The organism is Herbaspirillum sp. C7C8 (assembly GCF_022627875.1).
Classification (GTDB): domain Bacteria; phylum Pseudomonadota; class Gammaproteobacteria; order Burkholderiales; family Burkholderiaceae_D; genus Herbaspirillum.
The window spans coordinates 101,440-120,688 of record NZ_JABXGG010000004.1 but is presented as its reverse complement, the minus strand read 5'-3'; the positions used below and the strand labels follow the sequence as shown (position 1 = coordinate 120,688).

19 protein-coding genes are annotated in these 19,249 nt (G+C 64.0%); 9 read left to right on the top strand and 10 right to left on the bottom strand.

The window, feature by feature from the left end:
- Window positions 1-22: 22 nt before the first annotated feature.
- From HWE01_RS07045 to HWE01_RS07010, 8 genes are all read right to left on the bottom strand, one after another.
- Window positions 23-958: a carbohydrate kinase family protein gene (locus HWE01_RS07045; RefSeq protein WP_008334666.1), complete on the bottom strand. Its 936-nt coding sequence runs from the start codon at window positions 956-958 to the stop codon at window positions 23-25.
- A gap of 106 nt (window positions 959-1,064) precedes the next feature.
- On the bottom strand, window positions 1,065-2,336 hold the full coding sequence (locus HWE01_RS07040) for a DUF3426 domain-containing protein (protein ID WP_241821418.1): 1,272 nt from the start codon (window positions 2,334-2,336) through the stop codon (window positions 1,065-1,067).
- 3 nt (window positions 2,337-2,339) lie between these two features.
- Window positions 2,340-3,254, bottom strand: a complete 915-nt coding sequence (gene prmA / locus HWE01_RS07035; RefSeq protein WP_008334669.1) for a 50S ribosomal protein L11 methyltransferase — start codon at window positions 3,252-3,254, stop codon at window positions 2,340-2,342.
- A gap of 57 nt (window positions 3,255-3,311) precedes the next feature.
- Window positions 3,312-4,691 (bottom strand): acetyl-CoA carboxylase biotin carboxylase subunit, encoded by a 1,380-nt coding sequence (gene accC, locus HWE01_RS07030; RefSeq protein WP_008334670.1) that lies wholly within the window; start codon window positions 4,689-4,691, stop codon window positions 3,312-3,314.
- A gap of 96 nt (window positions 4,692-4,787) precedes the next feature.
- Entirely contained in the window at window positions 4,788-5,258 is a 471-nt protein-coding gene (gene accB, locus HWE01_RS07025; RefSeq protein WP_008334672.1) for an acetyl-CoA carboxylase biotin carboxyl carrier protein, read from the bottom strand.
- Between the two features lie 124 nt (window positions 5,259-5,382).
- Complete coding sequence (gene aroQ, locus HWE01_RS07020; RefSeq protein ID WP_008334673.1) at window positions 5,383-5,820, bottom strand: type II 3-dehydroquinate dehydratase; 438 nt, start codon at window positions 5,818-5,820, stop codon at window positions 5,383-5,385.
- 131 nt (window positions 5,821-5,951) lie between these two features.
- A complete protein-coding gene (locus tag HWE01_RS07015) occupies window positions 5,952-6,473 on the bottom strand; it encodes a TlpA family protein disulfide reductase (protein ID WP_175342892.1) in 522 nt (173 codons plus the stop codon).
- Between the two features lie 3 nt (window positions 6,474-6,476).
- Window positions 6,477-7,118, bottom strand: coding sequence for a hypothetical protein (locus HWE01_RS07010; protein WP_008334675.1), 642 nt, complete (start codon window positions 7,116-7,118; stop codon window positions 6,477-6,479).
- Between the two features lie 66 nt (window positions 7,119-7,184).
- Here HWE01_RS07010 and mpl point away from each other — a divergent pair, with 66 nt between their 5' ends.
- The 9 genes from mpl to HWE01_RS06965 all read left to right on the top strand — a co-directional run bounded on the left by mpl (window position 7,185) and on the right by HWE01_RS06965 (window position 16,300).
- Entirely contained in the window at window positions 7,185-8,567 is a 1,383-nt protein-coding gene (mpl, locus tag HWE01_RS07005; RefSeq protein ID WP_241821417.1) for a UDP-N-acetylmuramate:L-alanyl-gamma-D-glutamyl-meso-diaminopimelate ligase, read from the top strand.
- A complete protein-coding gene (locus tag HWE01_RS07000; protein ID WP_175342890.1) occupies window positions 8,564-9,154 on the top strand; it encodes a YqiA/YcfP family alpha/beta fold hydrolase in 591 nt (196 codons plus the stop codon). Before mpl ends, HWE01_RS07000 begins: the two co-directional genes overlap by 4 nt.
- Window positions 9,154-9,768, top strand: coding sequence for a chorismate--pyruvate lyase family protein (locus HWE01_RS06995; protein WP_175342889.1), 615 nt, complete (start codon window positions 9,154-9,156; stop codon window positions 9,766-9,768). Before HWE01_RS07000 ends, HWE01_RS06995 begins: the two co-directional genes overlap by 1 nt.
- Window positions 9,769-9,774: 6 nt before the next feature.
- Complete coding sequence (locus HWE01_RS06990) at window positions 9,775-11,859, top strand: RNB domain-containing ribonuclease (protein ID WP_175342888.1); 2,085 nt, start codon at window positions 9,775-9,777, stop codon at window positions 11,857-11,859.
- Between the two features lie 55 nt (window positions 11,860-11,914).
- Window positions 11,915-12,796, top strand: coding sequence for a cell envelope integrity protein TolA (gene tolA, locus HWE01_RS06985; protein WP_008334683.1), 882 nt, complete (start codon window positions 11,915-11,917; stop codon window positions 12,794-12,796).
- Window positions 12,797-12,897: 101 nt separating this feature from the next.
- Window positions 12,898-13,713: a shikimate dehydrogenase gene (aroE, locus tag HWE01_RS06980; protein WP_175342886.1), complete on the top strand. Its 816-nt coding sequence runs from the start codon at window positions 12,898-12,900 to the stop codon at window positions 13,711-13,713.
- A 131-nt stretch (window positions 13,714-13,844) separates the two neighbouring features.
- A complete protein-coding gene (gene mtgA / locus HWE01_RS06975) occupies window positions 13,845-14,552 on the top strand; it encodes a monofunctional biosynthetic peptidoglycan transglycosylase (RefSeq protein ID WP_008334693.1) in 708 nt (235 codons plus the stop codon).
- 186 nt (window positions 14,553-14,738) lie between these two features.
- Window positions 14,739-15,704 carry a magnesium/cobalt transporter CorA gene (corA, locus tag HWE01_RS06970; RefSeq protein WP_008334694.1) on the top strand — a complete coding sequence of 322 codons (966 nt, stop codon included), beginning with the start codon at window positions 14,739-14,741 and terminating at the stop codon, window positions 15,702-15,704.
- 125 nt (window positions 15,705-15,829) lie between these two features.
- The gene (locus HWE01_RS06965) at window positions 15,830-16,300 is read left to right on the top strand and encodes a glycine zipper 2TM domain-containing protein (protein WP_008334695.1); all 471 of its coding nucleotides are present in this window, start codon (window positions 15,830-15,832) and stop codon (window positions 16,298-16,300) included.
- A 143-nt stretch (window positions 16,301-16,443) separates the two neighbouring features.
- Here the strand turns inward: HWE01_RS06965 and HWE01_RS06960 are convergent, their stop codons facing one another.
- Window positions 16,444-17,562: an anhydro-N-acetylmuramic acid kinase gene (locus tag HWE01_RS06960; RefSeq protein WP_241821416.1), complete on the bottom strand. Its 1,119-nt coding sequence runs from the start codon at window positions 17,560-17,562 to the stop codon at window positions 16,444-16,446.
- A gap of 81 nt (window positions 17,563-17,643) precedes the next feature.
- Window positions 17,644-19,041, bottom strand: coding sequence for a M23 family metallopeptidase (locus HWE01_RS06955; protein ID WP_241821415.1), 1,398 nt, complete (start codon window positions 19,039-19,041; stop codon window positions 17,644-17,646).
- Window positions 19,042-19,249: the final 208 nt, after the last annotated feature.

Here is a 19,249-nt window from a genome sequence, read left to right as displayed (position 1 = left end):
GTCGTGCCGGCAGGCAGGCACATCAGCCGAAACGATAACCGAAGGCCTGGTGGAAGCGCTCCTCGATCTCGGCCCTGGACGGTGCGTGGTTCTGCGGTCCCTGCGAAGCGATCTTGATGGAGCCCATCAGGCTGGCCAGGCGTCCCGTGGTTTCCCAGTCGTAGCCTTCGGTCAGGCCGAACAGCATGCCGGCGCGGAAGGCATCGCCGCAACCGGTCGGATCGGCGATCCGGTCGGCCGGTACACAGGGGATGGCATATTGCTTGCCGTCCACGAAGATGTCCGCACCCAGTTCACCGCGCGTGACCACCAGGGCCGTGACGCGCTCGGCGATCTGTGCCAGCGACAGTCCGGTGCGCGCGGTCAGCAGCTCGGCTTCGTAATCGTTGACGGCCACGTGGGTGGCCAGGTCGATGAAGTTCTTGAGGTCGTTGCCATCGAACATCGGCATGCCCTGGCCCGGATCGAAGATCAGCGGGATGTTCAGCTCGGCGGCCTGCTGGGCATGCTGCAGCATGCCGTCGCGGCCATCCGGGGCGACGATGGCGAACTTGACCGGGCCGGCATCGGCCACCTTGTTCTCGTGCGACCAGGTCATGGCACCGGGGTGGAAGGCGGTGATCTGGTTGCTGTCGGCATCGGTGGTGATGAAGCACTGGGCCGTGAAGGAAGACTCGATCTGGCGCACGCATTGCGTGGAGATGCCCAGCGCCGCAAAGCGCTCCATGTAGGGCGCGCTGTCCAGGCCAACAGTGGCCATCACGATGGGCTCACCGCCCAGCAGCTTGAGGTTGTAGGCGATGTTGCCGGCACAGCCGCCGAATTCGCGGCGCATGGTCGGCACCAGGAAAGAGACGTTGACCTTGTGCAACTGGTCGGCCAGCAGGGCTTCGGCGAAGCGGCCCTCGTACTGCATGATGTTGTCGTAAGCGAGGGAACCGCAGATCAGGGAGCTCATGGGGTGGTCGGGACTTGTGAGTGAATGATGCCGCATTGTAGAAGAAAAGCGGCGTGCAGTCCGAACCTGACGCAAGTCGTTTCGTGTTCAGGCAGGGCGGTGACGATCAGGGATAGAAGAGATAGATGCGATAGCCCGAGACCAGCGCATCCTTGAGCTCGAAGTTGATCCTGATCTGCTGTTCGCTCTCGGGGCCGATGCCGCTGTCGGCCTGGCCCGGGTCGGCCAGATAGTCACGCGGACGGAAGACGCGGCGCACCACGGCCTTCTCGTCGTCATTGTTGAGCGTGAGCTCGATATGCGGCCAGGCCTGGGCGCTGATACCGCGATTGCGCATCACCAGCGAGAGCGCATACACGTTCTGGTTGGGCGGCACCACCTGCAGTTCGTTGGATTCCAGCGAGAGCCGGTCGATCTCGGTGGGCAGGCCGACGGTGCAATGCAAGGCCACGCACATGCCGTTGAGCATGGGGCGCAGTTGCGGCACCGCCGCGGCCAGCGGATTGCGCCAGTAATAAAGCGATTGCAGCAGCAGCACCGGCACCATCACGCCGGCCAGCACCATCATCACCATCTTCATGACCTGGCTGATGCGCGCGCGGCGCTCAGCGCGCCTGACGAAGCCGGGCTCGGCGGCGGGCTCGTCGTCTTGCGCGTCGTCCTGTTCCTGCCCTGACGGTTCGTCAAGGGCGGAGAATGCCTCCTCGGACTGCGCCACCTCGTGCAACACGGGTTCATCATCGATGCGGAAGACGGCGGCCACCTCGGGCGGCGCGACAATCTCCTCGGCGTCGGCAGACGAGCGGCGCAGCAGGGCGCCGCTGTCCGGGGCTGGCTCGGGCGGTGTCGTCGGGCGGGCGGTCTGGTCATCCGCGGGGATCTCTGCGGCCGACGCGGCAGGCTTGAAGCTTGCTCCGAGGTCGGGAAGGTAGCCAGGGCTGGCGGGCGAGCGGAAGACCTTGGGCTCGGCGATGACCGGGATGGCCGCAGGCGCGGCCGCCAAGGCAGCGACGGGCGCAGTGGGCTGTGCAGCAGGAACGTTCACCTCTGGAACGGACGTCTGCGCGGCGGGCGCGACAGGAACCGGCTGCGCGGCAAGCGGCGCGCCAGATTGTTCATAGGGGCTGTTGGCGGGGCCACTGGGGGCTGCCGCCGGTGCGGGGGGCGATGGGGGCGGCGTGCTCATGCCGGCCTGGGCCTTGCTGCCCGGCGCCGGCTGGTAATGACCGTCGGCCACGCTGGCCTCGACCAGGAATTCGTTACCGTTGAAGACCTGGCGGCAGTTGCCGCAGCGGACCAGTCCGCCGCGCAGTTTGAGCTGGTCGCTGGCGACCCTGAAGATGGTCAGGCAGTGCGGACACTGGGTCGCCAGCGCCATGGATTACTCCGGCAGGCGGCCCGCCAGGGCCACCCAGCCTTCATGTTCAGCCCACACGGTCAGGGCGATGTAGGGAGCATAGGTGGCGATGACTTCCTGCGCCTGGCGATCCAGCACGCCCGACAGCACCAGCGAGCCACCGGCGCGCACGCGGCCAGCCAGCATCGGCGCCATCAGTTGCAGGGGACCGGCCAGGATGTTGGCCACCACCACGTCGAAGCGTTCCCCTTCCGGATGGGCTTCGGCGAAGGGTTCGGGCAGGTAATAAGCGGCGCTGCAATGATTGCGGGCGGTATTGTGCTGGGCCGACTCCAGCGCCTGCGGATCGATGTCCACCCCGATCACCTGGGGTACGCCGATCTTGGCGGCGACCAGCGCCAGGATGCCCGAGCCGCAGCCGTAGTCCAGCAGCGTGCGGGCTTGCGTGGCATTGGCTTCCAGCCACTCCATGCAAAGCCGCGTGGTCGGATGGCTGCCGGTGCCAAAGGCCAGGCCCGGATCCAGTTCCAGCACCAGGGCATCCGGATCGGCGGGGGCTTCGTGCCAGCTGGGCACGACCCAGATACGCTGGCCGATGTGGATGGGCTCGAACTGGGATTGCGTCAGGCGCACCCAGTCCTGCTCTTCCACGCTGCGGGTGGCAAAGGGCAGGGCATAGTCCAGGCCGATGGCCTTGGCCGCATCCATGACGATGGTGGCGTGGTCGGCATCCTTGCCGGCCAAGGCCACCACGCGGCTGCGATCCCAGGCGGCCGTTTCCGGCTCCATGCCGGGTTCGCCGAAGAGCGGACGCTCGGCGTCCGTCCCTTCATCGGCATCTTCCACCGACACCGACAGGGCGCCAGAGTCCATCAGGGCGTCGGACAATGCCTCCGCCTGTTCGCGCGCCACTTCGATGACGATTTCTACCCAAGCCATGCTTGCCTCTACCTTTGCCTTTGCTCTTGCGTTGCGTTGTTGCTGATGTGCTGCGATTTACTTCTTGAGGGACTTGTCCGCTTCCGGCGCCGTCGGGCGTTCCGACAACTTATGTTCCAGATAATGGATATTGGTTCCGCCTTCGAAGAAACGCGCATCGACCATCAGTTCGCGGTGCAGCGGGATGTTGGTCGAAATGCCTTCCACCACCATTTCCGACAGCGCGATCTGCATGCGGCGGATGGCCTGTTCGCGGGTGGCGCCATAGGCGATCACCTTGCCGACCATGGAGTCATAGTTGGGCGGCACGAAATAACCTGAATAGGCATGCGAATCCACGCGGATGCCAGGACCACCCGGCACGTGCCACGCCGTGATGCGGCCCGGCGAGGGGATGAACTTGAACGGATCCTCGGCGTTGATGCGGCACTCGATGGCATGCCCCTTCAGTTCGATTTCGCGCTGGCGGTAACGCAGTTTTTCGCCGGCGGCAATGCGGATCTGTTCCTGCACGATGTCCACACCGGTGATCATCTCGGTCACCGGGTGTTCCACCTGCACGCGGGTGTTCATCTCGATGAAGTAGAACTCTTCATTTTCATACAGGAACTCGAAGGTACCAGCGCCACGATAGTTCATCTTGCGGCAGGCTTCGGCGCAGCGTTCGCCGATCTTCTCGATGATCTTGCGCGGGATGCCCGGTGCCGGAGCCTCCTCGATCACCTTCTGGTGGCGGCGCTGCATGGAGCAGTCGCGCTCGCCCAGCCAGATGGCCTGCTTGTGCTCGTCGGCCAGGATCTGGATTTCCACGTGGCGCGGATTTTCCAGATACTTCTCCATATAGACTTCCGGATTGCCGAAGGCGGCACCGGCTTCGGTCTTGGTCATGGTCACGGCATTGATCAGCGCGGCTTCGGTATGCACCACGCGCATGCCACGACCGCCGCCGCCGCCGGCAGCCTTGATGATGACCGGATAGCCGATCTTGCGGGCGATCTGGACGATTTCCTTGGGATTGTCCGGCAGTGCCCCTTCCGAACCCGGCACGCAGGGTACGCCGGCACGGATCATGGCCTGCTTGGCCGAGACCTTGTCGCCCATCATGCGGATGTTTTCCGCGCGCGGACCGATGAAGACGAAGCCGGACTGTTCCACGCGCTCGGCGAAATCGGCATTTTCCGACAGGAAGCCGTAGCCGGGGTGGATCGCCTGGGCGTCCGTGACTTCAGCGGCGCTGATGATGGCCGGCATGTTCAGGTAGGACAGTGTGGACGGGGCCGGGCCGATGCAGACCGACTCATCGGCCAGCTTCACGTACTTGGCCTCGCGGTCGGCCTCGGAGTGCACGACCACGGTCTTGATGCCCAGTTCGCGGCAGGCGCGCTGGATACGCAGGGCAATTTCGCCACGGTTGGCGATGAGGATTTTTTCAAACATAACAGGAATGAGGCGTCGCCAGGTTCAAGCGTTATAGGTTCCGGAGCCGGGCCGCGGCAGCCGTTGCTGCCAGGCCAGGGACTGCTGTGGCGGGAATCAGCCCAGCACGAACAGCGGTTGGCCGAACTCGACGGCCTGGCCGTTTTCCACCAGGATCTGCTTGACCACGCCACCCTTGTCGGCGTCGATTTCGTTGAGCAGCTTCATGGCTTCGATGATGCACAGGGTATCGCCTTCCTTGACTTCCTTGCCCACTTCGACGAAAGCCGGTGCGCCCGGTGCCGAGGAACGGTAGAAGGTGCCGACCATGGGCGACTTGACGATATGGCCTTCCGGCACGGCCGGGGCCGCCGGTGCGGCAGCGGGGGCCGCAGCAGGCGCGGCAGCGGCCACGGGGGCGGCGGCCGGCGCGTAGGCCTGCTGTTGCGGCACCATCACCACCTGGTTCTGGGCATTCGGGGAAGACTTGACGATGCGGACCTTGCTTTCACCTTCGGTGACTTCCAGCTCTTCGATGGCCGATTCAGCAACCAGGTCGATGAGCGTCTTGAGTTTTCGTAAATCCATTTGAATCCCTCGGAATGTAGATAAGTAGTGTTAACGAAGCGCCGGCGCTCTGTCGCGTCCGGCGGGTTCAGTCTGGGTCTTGCAGTACGTGAAGCGATCCGTTCGAAGCGGGGACAGCCCGCCGTCAGGATTGACGCAGCCAGTAGTCGACGGCCATGCGATAACCGTCCACCCCGAAGCCGCACAGGACTGCCCGGGCGATGCCGGACAGGTAGGAAAAATGCCGGAACTCCTCGCGCTGGTGCACATTGGAGATATGCAGTTCCACGAAGGGAATGGCCACGCCGGCCAGCGCATCGCGCAGGGCCACGCTGGTATGCGTGAGTCCGCCCGGGTTGATGATGATGCCATCGACCCCCTCCAGGCGCGCCTGGTGGATGCGGTCGATCAGGGCGCCTTCGTGATTGCTCTGGAAGCTCGCCAGGTGCGCCCCGGCGGCGCGGGCCTGTTCTTGTGCACGCTGTTCGATATCGGCCAGCGTGGTCGATCCGTAGACTTCCGGCTCCCGGGTTCCGAGCAGATTGAGGTTCGGACCATTGAGCAGGAGTAGCTGTTTTGCCATGGAGATTAAGCTCCGTTTGACGACGATGCGCGCATTTTGCCGTCAAATACCATCATTTGGCAAGAAAAACTTTCTTTTCACGGATTTGCGTTTGGCACGGCGGCCAGGTGGCCTCGCAGGTGACTCCAGGATCAGAGCTGTGCCAGGTCGGCGCGCAGTTCATCGAACTTGATGCGGCCCAGGTAGACCTTCTTGACGTTGCCGTCCTTGCCCACCAGAGCGGTGAACGGAAGACCGCCCGCCTGATTGCCGAATTGCCGCAGCAAATCGGTGGCGCCGGTTCCGGCAACGAAGAGAGGATAGCGGATTTGGTACTTTTGCGCAAACTTGGCGATATTTTCCTGACTATCGACGCCAATTCCGAGAATTTGCACCGGCGCGATTTCCTGCTGCAAGGCCGTCAGCTCCGGCATTTCTTCCACGCAGGGGCCGCACCAGGTGGCCCAGAAGTTCACGATCAGGGGCTTGCCCTTGTACTGCGCCAGCGACTGCGTCTGCCCGCTGGCATCCGGCATCGATTGTGACAGCAGCGTGTTGAGCGCCTGGGTCTCCGGCGAGACGGGCGGGTTGGTGCGATGGCTGACATAGACGCCAACGCCCACGCAAACGGCCGCAACTACGGCCAACAGGATGATATTTTTCAGCTTCGTCATGAGTCAGTCCTCGGAGGGGGCGTCGATCAGATTGGCCAGCGCAGCCGCATCGCCGCGCTCGGGGCGTTTGCCGGGCGCCGCACGGAGGCTGCCACGCAGATCGTCTTGGTCATACAGGGCCAGATGGGCCAGTTCGGGGTCGGCGCCGCGCTGGGGCAGCAGGAAGCTCAGGGTCTCCACGGCCTGGCCGGTGCGGAAGTGGCTGGTCTCCCCGACCTCGAAGTTCACATTCTTGTTCAGCAGGAAGATCTCGACATCCTTGGCACTGGGGGAGAACAGCTGCAAGTGGATGTCAGAATGTTCACCTGCCGTGCCATTCCACACCGCGCCGGTAATATAAGGATTGAACTGTTGCAGGTCCTGCATCAGTTGCAGGGCCACCTGGCGCAGGTGCAAGAGGCGCGCCGGTTGCGTGTCGGCAAAGAAGAGTTCGTTGTAGATGCGCACTTCTTCTTCGATCTGTTCGTTATCCGGCATGATCTCGCCGCGCACCTTCTGGTTGCCCAGGATCTGTCTGGCGGCCTTGCGCTTGGCGCTGCCGTAGTCGGCACCGTCTTCGGCGATCATGCGAGCGGCGGCCGCGGCGATTTCGGCGCGCAGCTGCTCGGTAGGGGAAGTGAATTCGAATTCAGACATGGCCGACATCATACTCGTTAGCGGGTGCACCCGCCGCCTCAGGTAAAATCGCGGGATTACACCCCAAGATTCGCTATGCACATACACATCCTCGGCATCTGCGGCACCTTCATGGGCGGCCTGGCCGTGCTGGCCAAAGAGGCTGGCCATACCGTGACCGGCTGCGACGCCAACGTCTATCCCCCCATGAGCACGCAACTGGAAGCCCAGGGCATCACCCTGACCCAGGGTTTCGAGCCGTCCCAGGTGGACATCCAGCCGGACCTGTTCGTGATCGGCAATGTCGTCTCGCGCGGCAACCCGCTGATGGAAGAGATCCTCAACCGCGGCCTGCCCTATGTGTCCGGGCCGCAATGGATGGGCGAGAACATCCTGCAGAACAAATGGGTCCTGTCGGTGGCCGGCACGCATGGCAAGACCACCACCTCGGCCATGCTGGCCTGGGTGCTGGAGCACGCAGGTTACCAGCCCGGCTTCCTGATCGGCGGGGTACCGATGAACTTCGGCATCTCGGCACGCCTGGGCAGCGATGGTCACGGTGGACCTTCACCCTTCTTCGTCATCGAGGCCGACGAGTATGACACCGCCTTCTTCGACAAGCGCAGCAAGTTCGTGCACTACCGCAGCCGCACCGCCGTGCTCAACAACCTGGAATACGATCATGCCGACATCTTCCCCGATCTGGCCGCCATCGAGACGCAATTCCACCATCTGGTACGTACCGTGCCCGGGATCGGCCGGGTCATCGTCAATGGCCGTGAAGCCGCGTTGCAGCGCGTGCTGGCGCGCGGCTGCTGGAGCGAACGTGAAGATTTTGGCGTGGCCGCAGGCCAGCCCGGCTGGTCGCTGCAGACCCACGACGATGGCCGTTTCGAGGTCTTCTTCGAAGGCCACTCACAGGGAACGGTGGACTGGACCCTGACCGGTGAACACAACCGCATGAATGCGCTGGCCGCCATTGCCGCCGCGCGTCACGTGGGCGTACCGGCGGCCCAGGCCATCGCGGCCCTGGGCGCGTTCCAGAGTGTCAAGCGGCGCATGGAGTTGCGCGGCAGCGCCAATGGCGTGGCCGTGTATGACGATTTCGCCCATCATCCGACCGCGATTGCCACCACCGTGGCCGGTCTGCGCAAGAAGGTCGGCGCGGCCCGCATCCTGGCGGTGCTGGAGCCGCGTTCCAACACCATGAAGCTGGGCACGATGAAAGAGGCCCTGCCGGGCAGCCTGGTGGATGCTGACCTGGTCTTCGGTTTCGGCGCCCGGTCCGGGCGCGATGCGCTGGGTTGGGATCTGGCCGAGGCGCTGGCGCCGCTGGGGCAGAAAGCCTCTGCCTTCGACGATCTGGATGCGCTGGTGCAAGCCGTCAAGGCCGCCGCGCAGCCGGGTGACCACGTGCTGGTGATGAGCAATGGCGGCTTCGGCGGTGTGCACCAGAAACTGCTGGACGCGCTGGCATGATCCTGTACCTGCACGGCTTTCGTTCCTCGCCGCAGTCCTTCAAGGCGCGTGTGATGGGGCAGCGCATGGCTGCGCTGGGATTGCAGGACCACTACGTCTGCCCGCAACTGCCGGCGTCACCGGCCGGCGCCATCGCCCTGGCCGGCGCGCTGGTGGCCGGCGTGGACCCGGCGCGGCTGACCGTGGTCGGCTCTTCCCTGGGCGGCTATTACGCCACCTGGCTGGCCGAGCATACCGGCTGCCGGGCGGTGCTGGTCAACCCGGCGGTCAAGCCGCCGCGCGACCTGGAATCCTATGTCGGCGTGAGCACGCAGTATCACTCCGACGAGCCCTTCGAATTCAAGCGCGAGTACATCGCCGAGCTGCTGGCCCTGGCCGTACCGGCGATCACCCGTCCCCAGCGATATTTCCTGCTGGCGGCCACCGGCGACGAAGTGCTGGACTGGCGCGAGATGGTGGCCCATTACCCCGGTGCCCGCCAGACCGTCATCGAGGGCAGCGATCACGGCATGGCCGAGTTTGCTGACCATCTCGACGAGGTGCTGGCCTTCTGCGGTGTGGATGTGTCCGGCAAGGCGGTGCGTTGATGCCGCATGCCGTGCGCAAGGCGCGCTGGATGGCGCATCCGCAGGCATTGGCGGGGCTGTTGGCCGCCGATGGCGAGCTGATGCGGCGCACCCGGTCCTGGTTGGCGGACCCGGGTTCCATGACCCTGAAACTCAGGAAACGGACAGAAAGCTTCAGTGTGCGCCTGCTGCGTCAGCGTCCGGGCCGCATCCTGGCCGATGAGCATGAAGCCTTGTGCATATCGCCCCGCAGCCGCGTGGTGGAGCGCGATGTGATCCTGCTGGGTGACGGGCAGCCGCTGGTGTTCGGGCACACGATCCTGTCCACCGGCTCGGTCAAGTCCGACTGGCCTTTTTTCAGCAAGCTGGGTACCACCCCGCTGGGCGCCAACTTGTTCTTTGATCCGCTGGTCGGGCGCAGTCCCATCCAGTATGCTCGGCTGTGCGCCGGCCATCCGCTGATGCGTCGCATTGCGCAGGCCCTGCCCGAGACCGAATTGCCGACCACCTTGCTCGCGCGCCGCTCCCTGTTTACCCGGCGCGGCGGCGTACTGATGGTCACCGATGTTTTCCTGCCGGCCCTGGAAGTGCTGATGCGTCCTCGGCCGGCCCACGTAGCGATTGAAAAGCGATAGAAGCAGATGAATTTATTGTTCGAAGAATCCGGCGACTTCAAGGCCGGCTCCATCATGACCCAGCAGGGCGAGTCCTACCAGGTCGAGATGGCCTCCGGCAAGCGCGCCAAGGTCAAGTCGCGCGATGCACTGCTGCAATTCGCTGCCCCTTCCCCGGCCGAGCTGATGCAGCAGGCCCAGGCCATCGCCGAGGAAGTCGACCTGGATTTCCTCTGGGAAGTGGCCGGCGAAGAAGAGTTCGGCTTCACCGATCTGGCCGCCGAGTACTTTGGTCATGCCCCGCTGCCGCCGGAAGCGGCCGGCTTGCTGCTGTGCCTGCATCGCGCGCCGATCTATTTCTACAAGAAGGGGCGTGGCCGCTACAAGGCCGCCCCGCAAGCCTCGTTGCAGGCCGCGCTGGCCGGGCTGGAAAAGAAGAAGCAGCAACTGGCCGCACAAGCCGTGTATGTGGAAGAACTCAAGGCGCACAAGCTACCCGAAGCTTTCCGCCCCATCGCCCTGCAACTGCTCTTCAAGCCGGACAAGAACGGCATCGAATTCAAGGCCCTGGACGCCGCCGCCAAGGAATTGCAGACCACCCCGCAACGCCTGATGCTGGCCGCCGGTGGGGTGGCCTCGCCCAAGGATCTGCATTACGCGCGCTTCCTCTACGAATTCTTCCCGCGTGGCACCGGTTTTCCGGCCATCGAGATTCCCCCCGCTACCACCGATCTGCCACTGGCTGACGTGCAGGCTTTCTCCATCGATGACGTGACCACTACCGAAATCGATGACGCGCTGTCGGTCACCCGCCTGCCGGATGGCAAGCTGCGCGTGGGCATCCACATTGCCGCCCCCGGCCTGGCCATCAAGCGCGGCGACGCCATCGATGCGCTTGCGCGCGCGCGCATGTCCACCGTCTACATGCCGGGCGAAAAGATCACCATGCTGCCCGACGACCTGGTGGCCGCCTATACGCTCGATGCCGGCGCCGCCCGTCCGGCCTTGTCGCTGTACGCCACGCTGGATGCGGCCAACTGGGAAGTGCTGGCCACCGAGACCCGCGCCGAGCGGGTGCCGATCGCCGCCAACCTGCGCCACAACGACCTCGACGAGCTGGTCACCGAGGAAGCCCTGGCCGAAAATCGTGGCGAGTATCCGCACAAGGACGAGATCGCCCTGCTGTGGCAGTGGGTGCAGTTGCTGGAACAGGGGCGCATGGCCAAGCGCGAGAGTTTCGGGCTGCGTCCGGAACAGAACAACCGCGTCGACTTCAACTTCTACGTCGAGAACGATGTGGTGAGCATCGTGCGCCGTCGCCGTGGCGCGCCGCTCGACAAGATCGTGGCCGAGCTGATGATCTTTGCCAACAGCACCTGGGGCAAGCTCATGGCCGATCATGGCGTCCCCGGCATCTACCGCGCGCAAGGCGGCGGGGCAGGCGGCTGGGCGGCCAAGATGCAGGTGCGCATGGTCACGCACGCTGCGCCTCACCAGGGGCTGGGTGTGGACCAATATGCGTGGAGCACATCGCCCCTGCGCCGCTATACCGACCTGGTCAACCAGTGGCAGATCCTGGCCTGCATCGAACATGGCGTGACCGCGCCGCTGGTGGCGCCCTTCAAGCCGCGTGATGCCGATCTGTTCGCCATCGTCTCGGGCTTCGATGCGGCGTATTCCGGTTATGCCGATTTCCAGTCCACCATGGAACGCTACTGGTGTCTGCGCTGGCTGGCCCAGGAAAATGCCCGTACCGTGGAAGCGGTGGTGTTGAAGGATGAAATCCTGCGCCTGGTCGAGATTCCGCTGGTGCTGCGCATGCCCGGCCTGCCGCAGCTGGCGCGCGGCCTGCAGGTCAAGCTGGACCTGCTGCGCTGGGATGAAGTCGACCTGACCGTGGAAGCGCGCCTGCTGGAGGTGCCGACCGCCGCCGCCCAGACCCTGGACAACGATCTGGGCGAAGACGACGAGGAGTTGCTCGAAGGCATGGCCGCCATGGGCGGCGAAGCGCAGGACGAAGACGCTGCCGCCGAACCCGATCCGGCGCAGGAGGATGAGCCCGATCACCTGGCCGACGCGGGCGAAAACCCGTCCGCCCAGGCGGCCCAATGACGCGGTGCTGGCGTAGAATTGGCGCTGTGAATATCGTCGTTGCTCCCCATCTGCTGTGAATCTGTTTGCCCAACACCGTCTGCTGAGCCTGGCGCTCGGAATTTCGCTGCTGGTGCATGGCCTGCTGCTGGCCGTGCACTTCGCCGCGCCCGACGCCTTCCGCTTCAAACCGTCGGACCCGGAACTGGAAGTCATCCTGGTCAACGCCAAGCATGACAAGAAGCCGGTCAACGCCCAGGCGCTGGCGCAGGCCAATCTGGATGGCGGCGGCAATGCCGAGAAGGGCCGTGCCAGGTCGCCGCTGCCGGACATGCAGCACGTGCAGAGCGGTGACAGCGTCAAGGCCGCGCAGCGCAAGGTGGCCGAACTGGAACAGGAGCAGCGCAAGATGCTGGCCCAGTTGCGGGAGGCAAGGCAGCACGTGGCCAGCGCCGAGCAGCACAAGCCGGTGGCCGCGCCCCAGCCCGAGGCGCGCGACCTGACCGAGACCGCCCGGGCCATGGCGCGCATGGAAGCGGAACTGGCCAGGGACATCGAGCAATACAACAAGCGTCCGAAGAAGACACAGATCACGCCCAGCACCCGTGAAGTCGGCTATGCCCGCTACTTCAAGGCCCTGCAGGACAAGATAGAAAAGGTCGGCACCCTGAACTTCCCGACCCGCGACGGCAAGAAGCTCTACGGTGAATTGCTGGTGGTGATCCCGGTCTTCCAGGATGGCAGCATCTACGAGCGCGATGGCGGCGTGCTGGTGCGCACCAGTTCCGGCAATGCCGCACTGGACCAGGCGGCAGTGGCCATCGTGCGGCGTTCGGCACCGTTTGGCCGCTTTCCGGACAACATGCGTACCAACGGCAAGGATGACGTGTGGGAAGTCATCGTGACCTTCCGTTTCACCCGCGACGAGGGTGTGCAGGCACAGCTGGGTGCCGGCTGATATCGTCGGCGACGCAGCCGACCGGGGCCGCAGTCTCCAATACCCGCCCATGCCGGCCAAGAAGAGCGAACAACATACAACGAGGGAGCAGGTCCATCACCATGGATGAATACGTCGTCATCGGCAATCCGATTGCCCACAGCAAGTCGCCCGAGATCCATGCGCAGTTCGCTGCCCAGACCGGCCAGTCGCTGCACTACGAGCGCCTGCTGGCGCCGCTGCACGGTTTCACGGTGGCGGTGCAGGTGTTCCGGCGGCGCGGCGGGCGCGGCGCCAACGTCACCGTACCCTTCAAGCTGGAGGCACATGCCCTGGCCGATCAATTGACCGAGCGCGCGCGCCTGGCGGGGGCGGTCAATACCCTCAAGTTCGAGGGCGGACGCATCCTCGGGGACAACACCGATGGTGCCGGCCTGGTCACCGACATCATGGTCAATGCCGGCCAGGCCCTGGCAGGGCGTCGTGTGCTCTTGCTGGGCGCCGGGGGAGCCTCGCGCGGGGCCTTGCTGCCCCTGCTGCAGCAGCGACCGGCGCAGCTGGTGATCGTCAACCGCACCCAATCAAGGGCCGACGAGCTGGCGCAGCAGTTTGCCGAATACGGGCCCATCACCAGTGCCGCCTATGCCGAACTGGAGGGCGTGTTCGATGTCATCATCAATGCCACCTCGGCCAGCCTGTCCGATGACCTGCCGCCGCTGCCGGTGTCGGTCTATGGTGGCGAGACCCTGGCCTACGACATGATGTATGGTCGCCAGCCCACGGTATTCATGCAGAGCGCACAGCAACATGGTGCCAGTGTGCGCGATGGCCTGGGCATGCTGGTCGAGCAGGCAGCCGAAGCCTTCCAGCTCTGGCGCGGCGTGCGACCGGCCACCGCCGAGGTGTTTGCCAGCCTGCGCCAGCAGTTGTCGCAATGAGGGCAGGATAGTCCTCTGCTCCTGTAGAAGACTGCAGGACCACAGGACTGCTGGATTGCAGCTCTGCATGACCCTGCCATGACACAATTTCCCGGATCGACGCAACACGGCAACAGAACAACAACAGGCACATGAAATCGCTACGCAAGCTGCTCTTCTGGATCATCGTCCTGCCCATTGCACTGGTATTGCTGCTGCAGATGTACTTCTTCGTGCAGATCTGGTGGTGGAAGGATCACAATCCCGAGTCCACCAGTTTCATGCGCCAGCAATTGTCGCTGCTGCGCGAGAAGGATCCGAAAGCCCAGTTGCAATTGCGCTGGGTGCCTTACGCGCGCATCTCCAACAATCTCAAGCGCGCCATCATCGCTTCCGAGGACTCCAATTTCTCCGAGCATGACGGTATCGACTGGGACGCCTTGCAACGGGCCTACGAAAAGAATGAGAAGAAAGGCCGCGTGGTGGCCGGTGGGTCGACCATCACCCAGCAGCTGGCCAAGAACCTGTTCCTCTCGGGCGAGCGCAGCTACCTGCGCAAGGGCCAGGAATTCATCATCACCTACATGCTGGAATTCCTGCTGGACAAGCAGCGCATCTTCGAGATCTACCTCAACGTGGTGGAATGGGGCAACGGTGTCTTCGGCGCCGAGGCGGCGGCCCAGCATTACTATCACATCAGTGCCGCCAGTCTCGGCCCGGAGCAGGCTGCGCGGCTGGCGGTGATGTTGCCGCGTCCGCGCTATTACGACCGCAATCGCGGCTCCGGCTACCTGGCGGTGCGTACCAGCCTGATCCTGCGTCGCATGAATGCGGCCACGCTGCCGCCTGCGCACAAGTGAAGTGATCGCGCTGCTGCCGCAGCCAGATGACCGCCGTATGACAGTGCGCCCTGGCGAGCACGGCCGTGTCGTCGGCGCTGGATTGGCGCTTGCCTGGCGCGGGGCTTGAACGTACACTTGCGCACGTTTCGCGCCTGTCGCCACGGGCTGCCCGCACTTCACCCGCGTTCCACCGAGCGAGAACCCATGATCAATGTATTCGTGTTGCAAAACGGACGGCTGAGTCAGGTCAACATCGACAGCCGCACCGACCTGGAACAGGCCGCGCCGGTCTGGGTGGACCTGACCGAACCCAATGACGAAGAGCGCGCCTGGGTCAAGAGCATCTATGGCGTGACCCTGCCCGACGAGGATGAATTCAGCGACATCGAAGCCTCGGCCCGTTACTTCGAGGCCGAGAACGGCGACCTGCATCTGCGCACCGACTTCCTCTTCGAAGGGGATGATGATTCGTCCTCCACCATGACGGTGGCTTTTATCCTGGCGCGCAACATCCTCTTCTCGGTGCACGCCGAAGACCTGCCGGTGTTCCGCCTGGTGCGCATGCGCGCGCGCTCGCGGCCCGGTTCCATCGGCGACTATCGCGACGTGCTGCTCGATCTCTACGAGACCGATGCCGAATACTCCGCCGATGCCCTCGAAGGCATCTACCAGAAGCTCGAAGCGGTCAGTACCAGCGTGTTGAAGAAAAGCCTCTCCGACCAGGCCGCCGCCGATGTGCTCAACACCATCGCCCACGAAGAAGACTTGAACGGCCGCATCCGCCGCAACATGATGGATACGCGCCGCGCGGTCAGCTTCCTGATGCGCGGGCGTCTGCTGAGTTCGGAGCAGTTCGAGGATGCGCGTCAGATCCTGCGCGACATCGAATCCCTGGATGGTCACACCGCCTTCCTCTTCGACAAGATCAACTTCCTGATGGATGCCACGGTCGGCTTCATCAACATCAACCAGAACAAGATCATCAAGATCTTCTCGGTGGCCTCGGTGGCCTTCCTGCCCCCCACGCTGATTGCCAGCATCTACGGCATGAACTTCCGGGTCATGCCCGAACTCGACTGGGTGGTCGGTTATCCCCTGGCCATCCTTCTGATGGTGGGGTCGGCCATTGCGCCGTTCTGGTATTTCCGTCGGCGCGGCTGGCTCAATTGACTGTCTGCTGACGGCGACGTCCTCATTCTTCCGACACGCATTGCCGGGCTTCTCCGATTCCGCGCGCGCACCAGGCGCGGCACACTGTGCACACTATCCATCGCATTGCCGCACAGGAGAATCGCATGTCCATCCGTCATCATTATGTTTCGCTGGCCGTGGTCAGCGCCAGTTTCGCCGGCCTGCTGATCGGCTGCGCCAGTCCGCAGCAAGCGCCTTACGGCGCTGCGCCCACCTCGCAGAACTATGAACGGGTGGCAGCCTATTCCGGTACCGGCGTGGTGGAAGCCATCGAAGTCACCCACAAGGAAAGCAGCGGCGTGGCCGGTGCAGTGGTGGGCGGCGTGGCGGGTGGTTTGCTGGGCAACGCGGTAGGTGGCGGCACCGGCCGTGTGCTGGCGACCGTAGCCGGTGCAGCCGGTGGCGCATATGCGGGTAACCAGGTCCAACGCAACAGCGCTGCAGCTCATCCGGTCTACAACATCCGCGTGCGCATGAGTGACGGTTCCTTGCAGACCTTTGCGCAGGAAGACAATACCGACTTCCGCGTGGGCGACCGCGTGCGACTGGATAACGGTCGTATCAGCCGTTACTAATTGCAAATTGCAAATTGCGATTTTTATTTTGATACCGAACTGATCGGTATCGAAATAAAATGAAAAATGAAAAATAGAATAAATAATAAAACGAAGCCGTCCGATGCTGCACCGGACGGCTTCGTCGTTTCTGCGATATCGGTTCAGGCCGGGTAGAGCGCACCCAGTACCCGCAAGCCGCGCGCGCCGGTCACTGCCGGCAGATTGCCCGGCAGTCGCAGGTCGAAGCGGCGCGCCAGCCAGGCGAAAGCCAGCGCTTCCACATGTTGCGGGGCCACGCCCAGTACTGCCGTCGACTGCACGATCGCACGGTCCTGCAACTGCTGCTGCAACAAGCGCATCAGCAGGGCATTCTCGGCGCCGCCTCCGCAGACATAGACCTGTCGGGCCGCAGGCGCATGGGCCAGGATGGCCTCGGCAATGGTGCTGGCGGTGAGCATGGCCAGGGTGGCCTGCACATCTTCCGGGGCGAGCGCTGCGCCGGTGCGCAGCAGCGCTGCCTGCAGCCAGTCCAGGTGGAACAGGTCGCGTCCGGAACTCTTGGGCGGTGCTGCGCGGAAGAAGGCTTCGTCGCGCAATTGCGCCAGCAGTCCCGCATGGACCTGGCCGGAGGCACCCCAGTGACCATTGGCGTCGTAGGGGCGTTGCTGGTGCAGATGGATCCAGCCATCCATGAGCGCATTGCCGGGACCGGTATCGAAACCGTAAGCCCCTTCTTCATCGGCCGGCAGGATGCTGATGTTGGCGATACCGCCGATGTTGACCACTACCCGCGACTGGGTCGCATCACCGAAGAGGGCGCGATGGAAGGCTGGTACCAGCGGTGCGCCCTGGCCACCGGCGGCGACGTCGCGGCTGCGGAAATCGGCGACCACATCGATGGCGCACAGTTCGGCCAGCAGGGCGGCATTGTTGCTCTGGCGCGTGAACCCCAGTTCGGGACGATGGCGGATGGTCTGTCCATGCACCCCCACCATGCGCACATCGGCTGCCGACTTGCCGGCCTGCAGCAGCAGTTGCGCCACGCAGTCGGCGTAATGCACTGCCAGCGCATTGGCGGCCAGGGCTTCGCGCTCGATCTCGTTGGGGCCGGTGGCTTGCAGGGCCATCAGGTCGGCGCGCAGATGTGCGGGGAAGGGTACGTAGGCTGCTGCCAGCGTGGCCGACACGGCCTGGCCGTCGAAGGCGGCCAGCACGCCATCGACACCGTCGAGACTGGTGCCGGACATCAGGCCGATATACAACTGGGAAGAATCGTTCATGGCGGGCAAGGGCAGAAAAAGAAAAGGGCGGCCGCTGATTCTACAGCGCCGCCCCGGCAGGGGATATCGGACAGCCCCGGCTTATTTGATGGTCGCCAGCTTCACATCGGGCGCACCCGGCACACGCAGCATGGCCATACGGTGCTGCATGTCGGCTGCCACGCTACGGAAACGCTGCAATTGTGGTCCGGTCAGGGCCTGGGTGTTGGGCACGTCCACCGACAGCGGATTGCGCGGCTGGTTGTTGACGCGGAACTCGTAATGCAGGTGCGGGCCGGTGGCCCAGCCGGTCATGCCGACGAAGCCGATCACGTCATTCTGGCTGACCTTCATGCCCTTCTTGATGTTGGGCGCGAAACGGCTCATGTGACCGTAGGCGGTGGAGTAACCGCCCCAGTGCTTGATGACGACGATGTTGCCGTAGCCATTCTGCTGGCCGACGAAATCGATCACACCGTCGGCTGCGGCATGGATGGGGGTGCCGGTCGGCGCGGCAAAGTCCACGCCGGTGTGCTGCTTCCACTTGCCGAGGATGGGATGCAGGCGCATCGAGAAACCGGAAGAGATACGCGTGAAGGCCAGGGGCGACTTCAGGAAGGCTTTTTTCAGCGACTTGCCATCGAAGGCATAGTAGCCGCCCCCGCCGGTCTTGCTGGCCGGGTCGCTGAACCAGACGGCCTGGTAGCGGTTGCCGGCATTGTCGAATTCACCGGCCAGCACGCGGCCGGTGCGCACCAGGTCACCGTTCTGGTAGTAGGTCTCGTAGACCACGTTGAAACGGTCGCCACGGCGCAGGTCGGAGGCGAAGTTGATGTTGGTGGCGAACATGTCCACCAGCTGCATCGCGATGGCGTCCGGGATCTGGGCCGCATCGGTGGCGGCGAAGAGCGAAGAGAAGATGATGCCGGCGCGCATTTCCACGCGGCGCTCCAGCACGGCGGGCTGGGCTTGGGCGGTGAGCTTGCCGTCGTGGCGCGAGATCACCAGGTTCTTGGGGGTATCGCTGCCGTCGTCCAGGGTGGCGGAGAGCTTGACGAGCTCGCCGTTGTCATCGGTCTGTGCCACCACGCGCTTGCCGGGACGCAACTGCATCACCGTGCGCGCCAGGGTATCGGACTTGATGAAGGCGGTGGCCTCGTCGTCATCCACGCCCAGACGGTTGAGCAGGGTGGCCAGGGTGTCGCCGCTGCGGACCTTCTCTTCGTTGACGTAATACTGCGAGCGTTCTTCCAGCGCGCTGATCTGCTGTTGCAGATTGGGCAGGGCCAGTTCCTTGGAGATCGGGTTGACCGGGGCATCGCGCAGGTCCGGCTCGGCCGGGGCGAAACCGGCGGCACCGATGGTGAAGGCGGCCAGGAACAGGGCGCTGGCGCCAATGATGCGGGTCTTGGGCGAGGAGGCGGCGACTTTGTGGTGGCAGGACTGCAACACGGAGAAGCACAGGGACGAGAGGTGCTTGAGTTTATCTTGTGGGAACATGCAAACCGAATACGTTAAAATCTGGCGTTTCCGTGGCGGATGGCGGGTATGGCTGCAATGCGGCGTTTCCTGTCCCCCACCGTGTTGCGCCCGCGAAACATCGCCTACGGGTCGATACGCTTTTTCTGCTGCTGAGCTTCTGAGGCCGCGTCCTGGCGCTGGGCAGAAAAAACGAAAGTCGGAATTATAGCAACACGGTTTAGCGGTC

Coding starts and splice junctions, on each gene's coding strand:
- HWE01_RS07045 (WP_008334666.1), bottom strand. CDS start 958: ATGAGCTCCCTGATCTGCGGTTCCCTCGCTTACGACAACATCATGCAG.
- accC (WP_008334670.1), bottom strand. CDS start 4,691: ATGTTTGAAAAAATCCTCATCGCCAACCGTGGCGAAATTGCCCTGCGT.
- HWE01_RS07040 (WP_241821418.1), bottom strand. CDS start 2,336: ATGGCGCTGGCGACCCAGTGTCCGCACTGCCTGACCATCTTCAGGGTC.
- HWE01_RS06965 (WP_008334695.1), top strand. CDS start 15,830: ATGTCCATCCGTCATCATTATGTTTCGCTGGCCGTGGTCAGCGCCAGT.
- accB (WP_008334672.1), bottom strand. CDS start 5,258: ATGGATTTACGAAAACTCAAGACGCTCATCGACCTGGTTGCTGAATCG.
- HWE01_RS06990 (WP_175342888.1), top strand. CDS start 9,775: ATGAATTTATTGTTCGAAGAATCCGGCGACTTCAAGGCCGGCTCCATC.
- mtgA (WP_008334693.1), top strand. CDS start 13,845: ATGAAATCGCTACGCAAGCTGCTCTTCTGGATCATCGTCCTGCCCATT.
- HWE01_RS06960 (WP_241821416.1), bottom strand. CDS start 17,562: ATGAACGATTCTTCCCAGTTGTATATCGGCCTGATGTCCGGCACCAGT.
- aroQ (WP_008334673.1), bottom strand. CDS start 5,820: ATGGCAAAACAGCTACTCCTGCTCAATGGTCCGAACCTCAATCTGCTC.
- aroE (WP_175342886.1), top strand. CDS start 12,898: ATGGATGAATACGTCGTCATCGGCAATCCGATTGCCCACAGCAAGTCG.
- corA (WP_008334694.1), top strand. CDS start 14,739: ATGATCAATGTATTCGTGTTGCAAAACGGACGGCTGAGTCAGGTCAAC.
- HWE01_RS06955 (WP_241821415.1), bottom strand. CDS start 19,041: ATGTTCCCACAAGATAAACTCAAGCACCTCTCGTCCCTGTGCTTCTCC.
- HWE01_RS07015 (WP_175342892.1), bottom strand. CDS start 6,473: ATGACGAAGCTGAAAAATATCATCCTGTTGGCCGTAGTTGCGGCCGTT.
- prmA (WP_008334669.1), bottom strand. CDS start 3,254: ATGGCTTGGGTAGAAATCGTCATCGAAGTGGCGCGCGAACAGGCGGAG.
- HWE01_RS06995 (WP_175342889.1), top strand. CDS start 9,154: ATGCCGCATGCCGTGCGCAAGGCGCGCTGGATGGCGCATCCGCAGGCA.
- mpl (WP_241821417.1), top strand. CDS start 7,185: ATGCACATACACATCCTCGGCATCTGCGGCACCTTCATGGGCGGCCTG.
- HWE01_RS07000 (WP_175342890.1), top strand. CDS start 8,564: ATGATCCTGTACCTGCACGGCTTTCGTTCCTCGCCGCAGTCCTTCAAG.
- HWE01_RS07010 (WP_008334675.1), bottom strand. CDS start 7,118: ATGTCGGCCATGTCTGAATTCGAATTCACTTCCCCTACCGAGCAGCTG.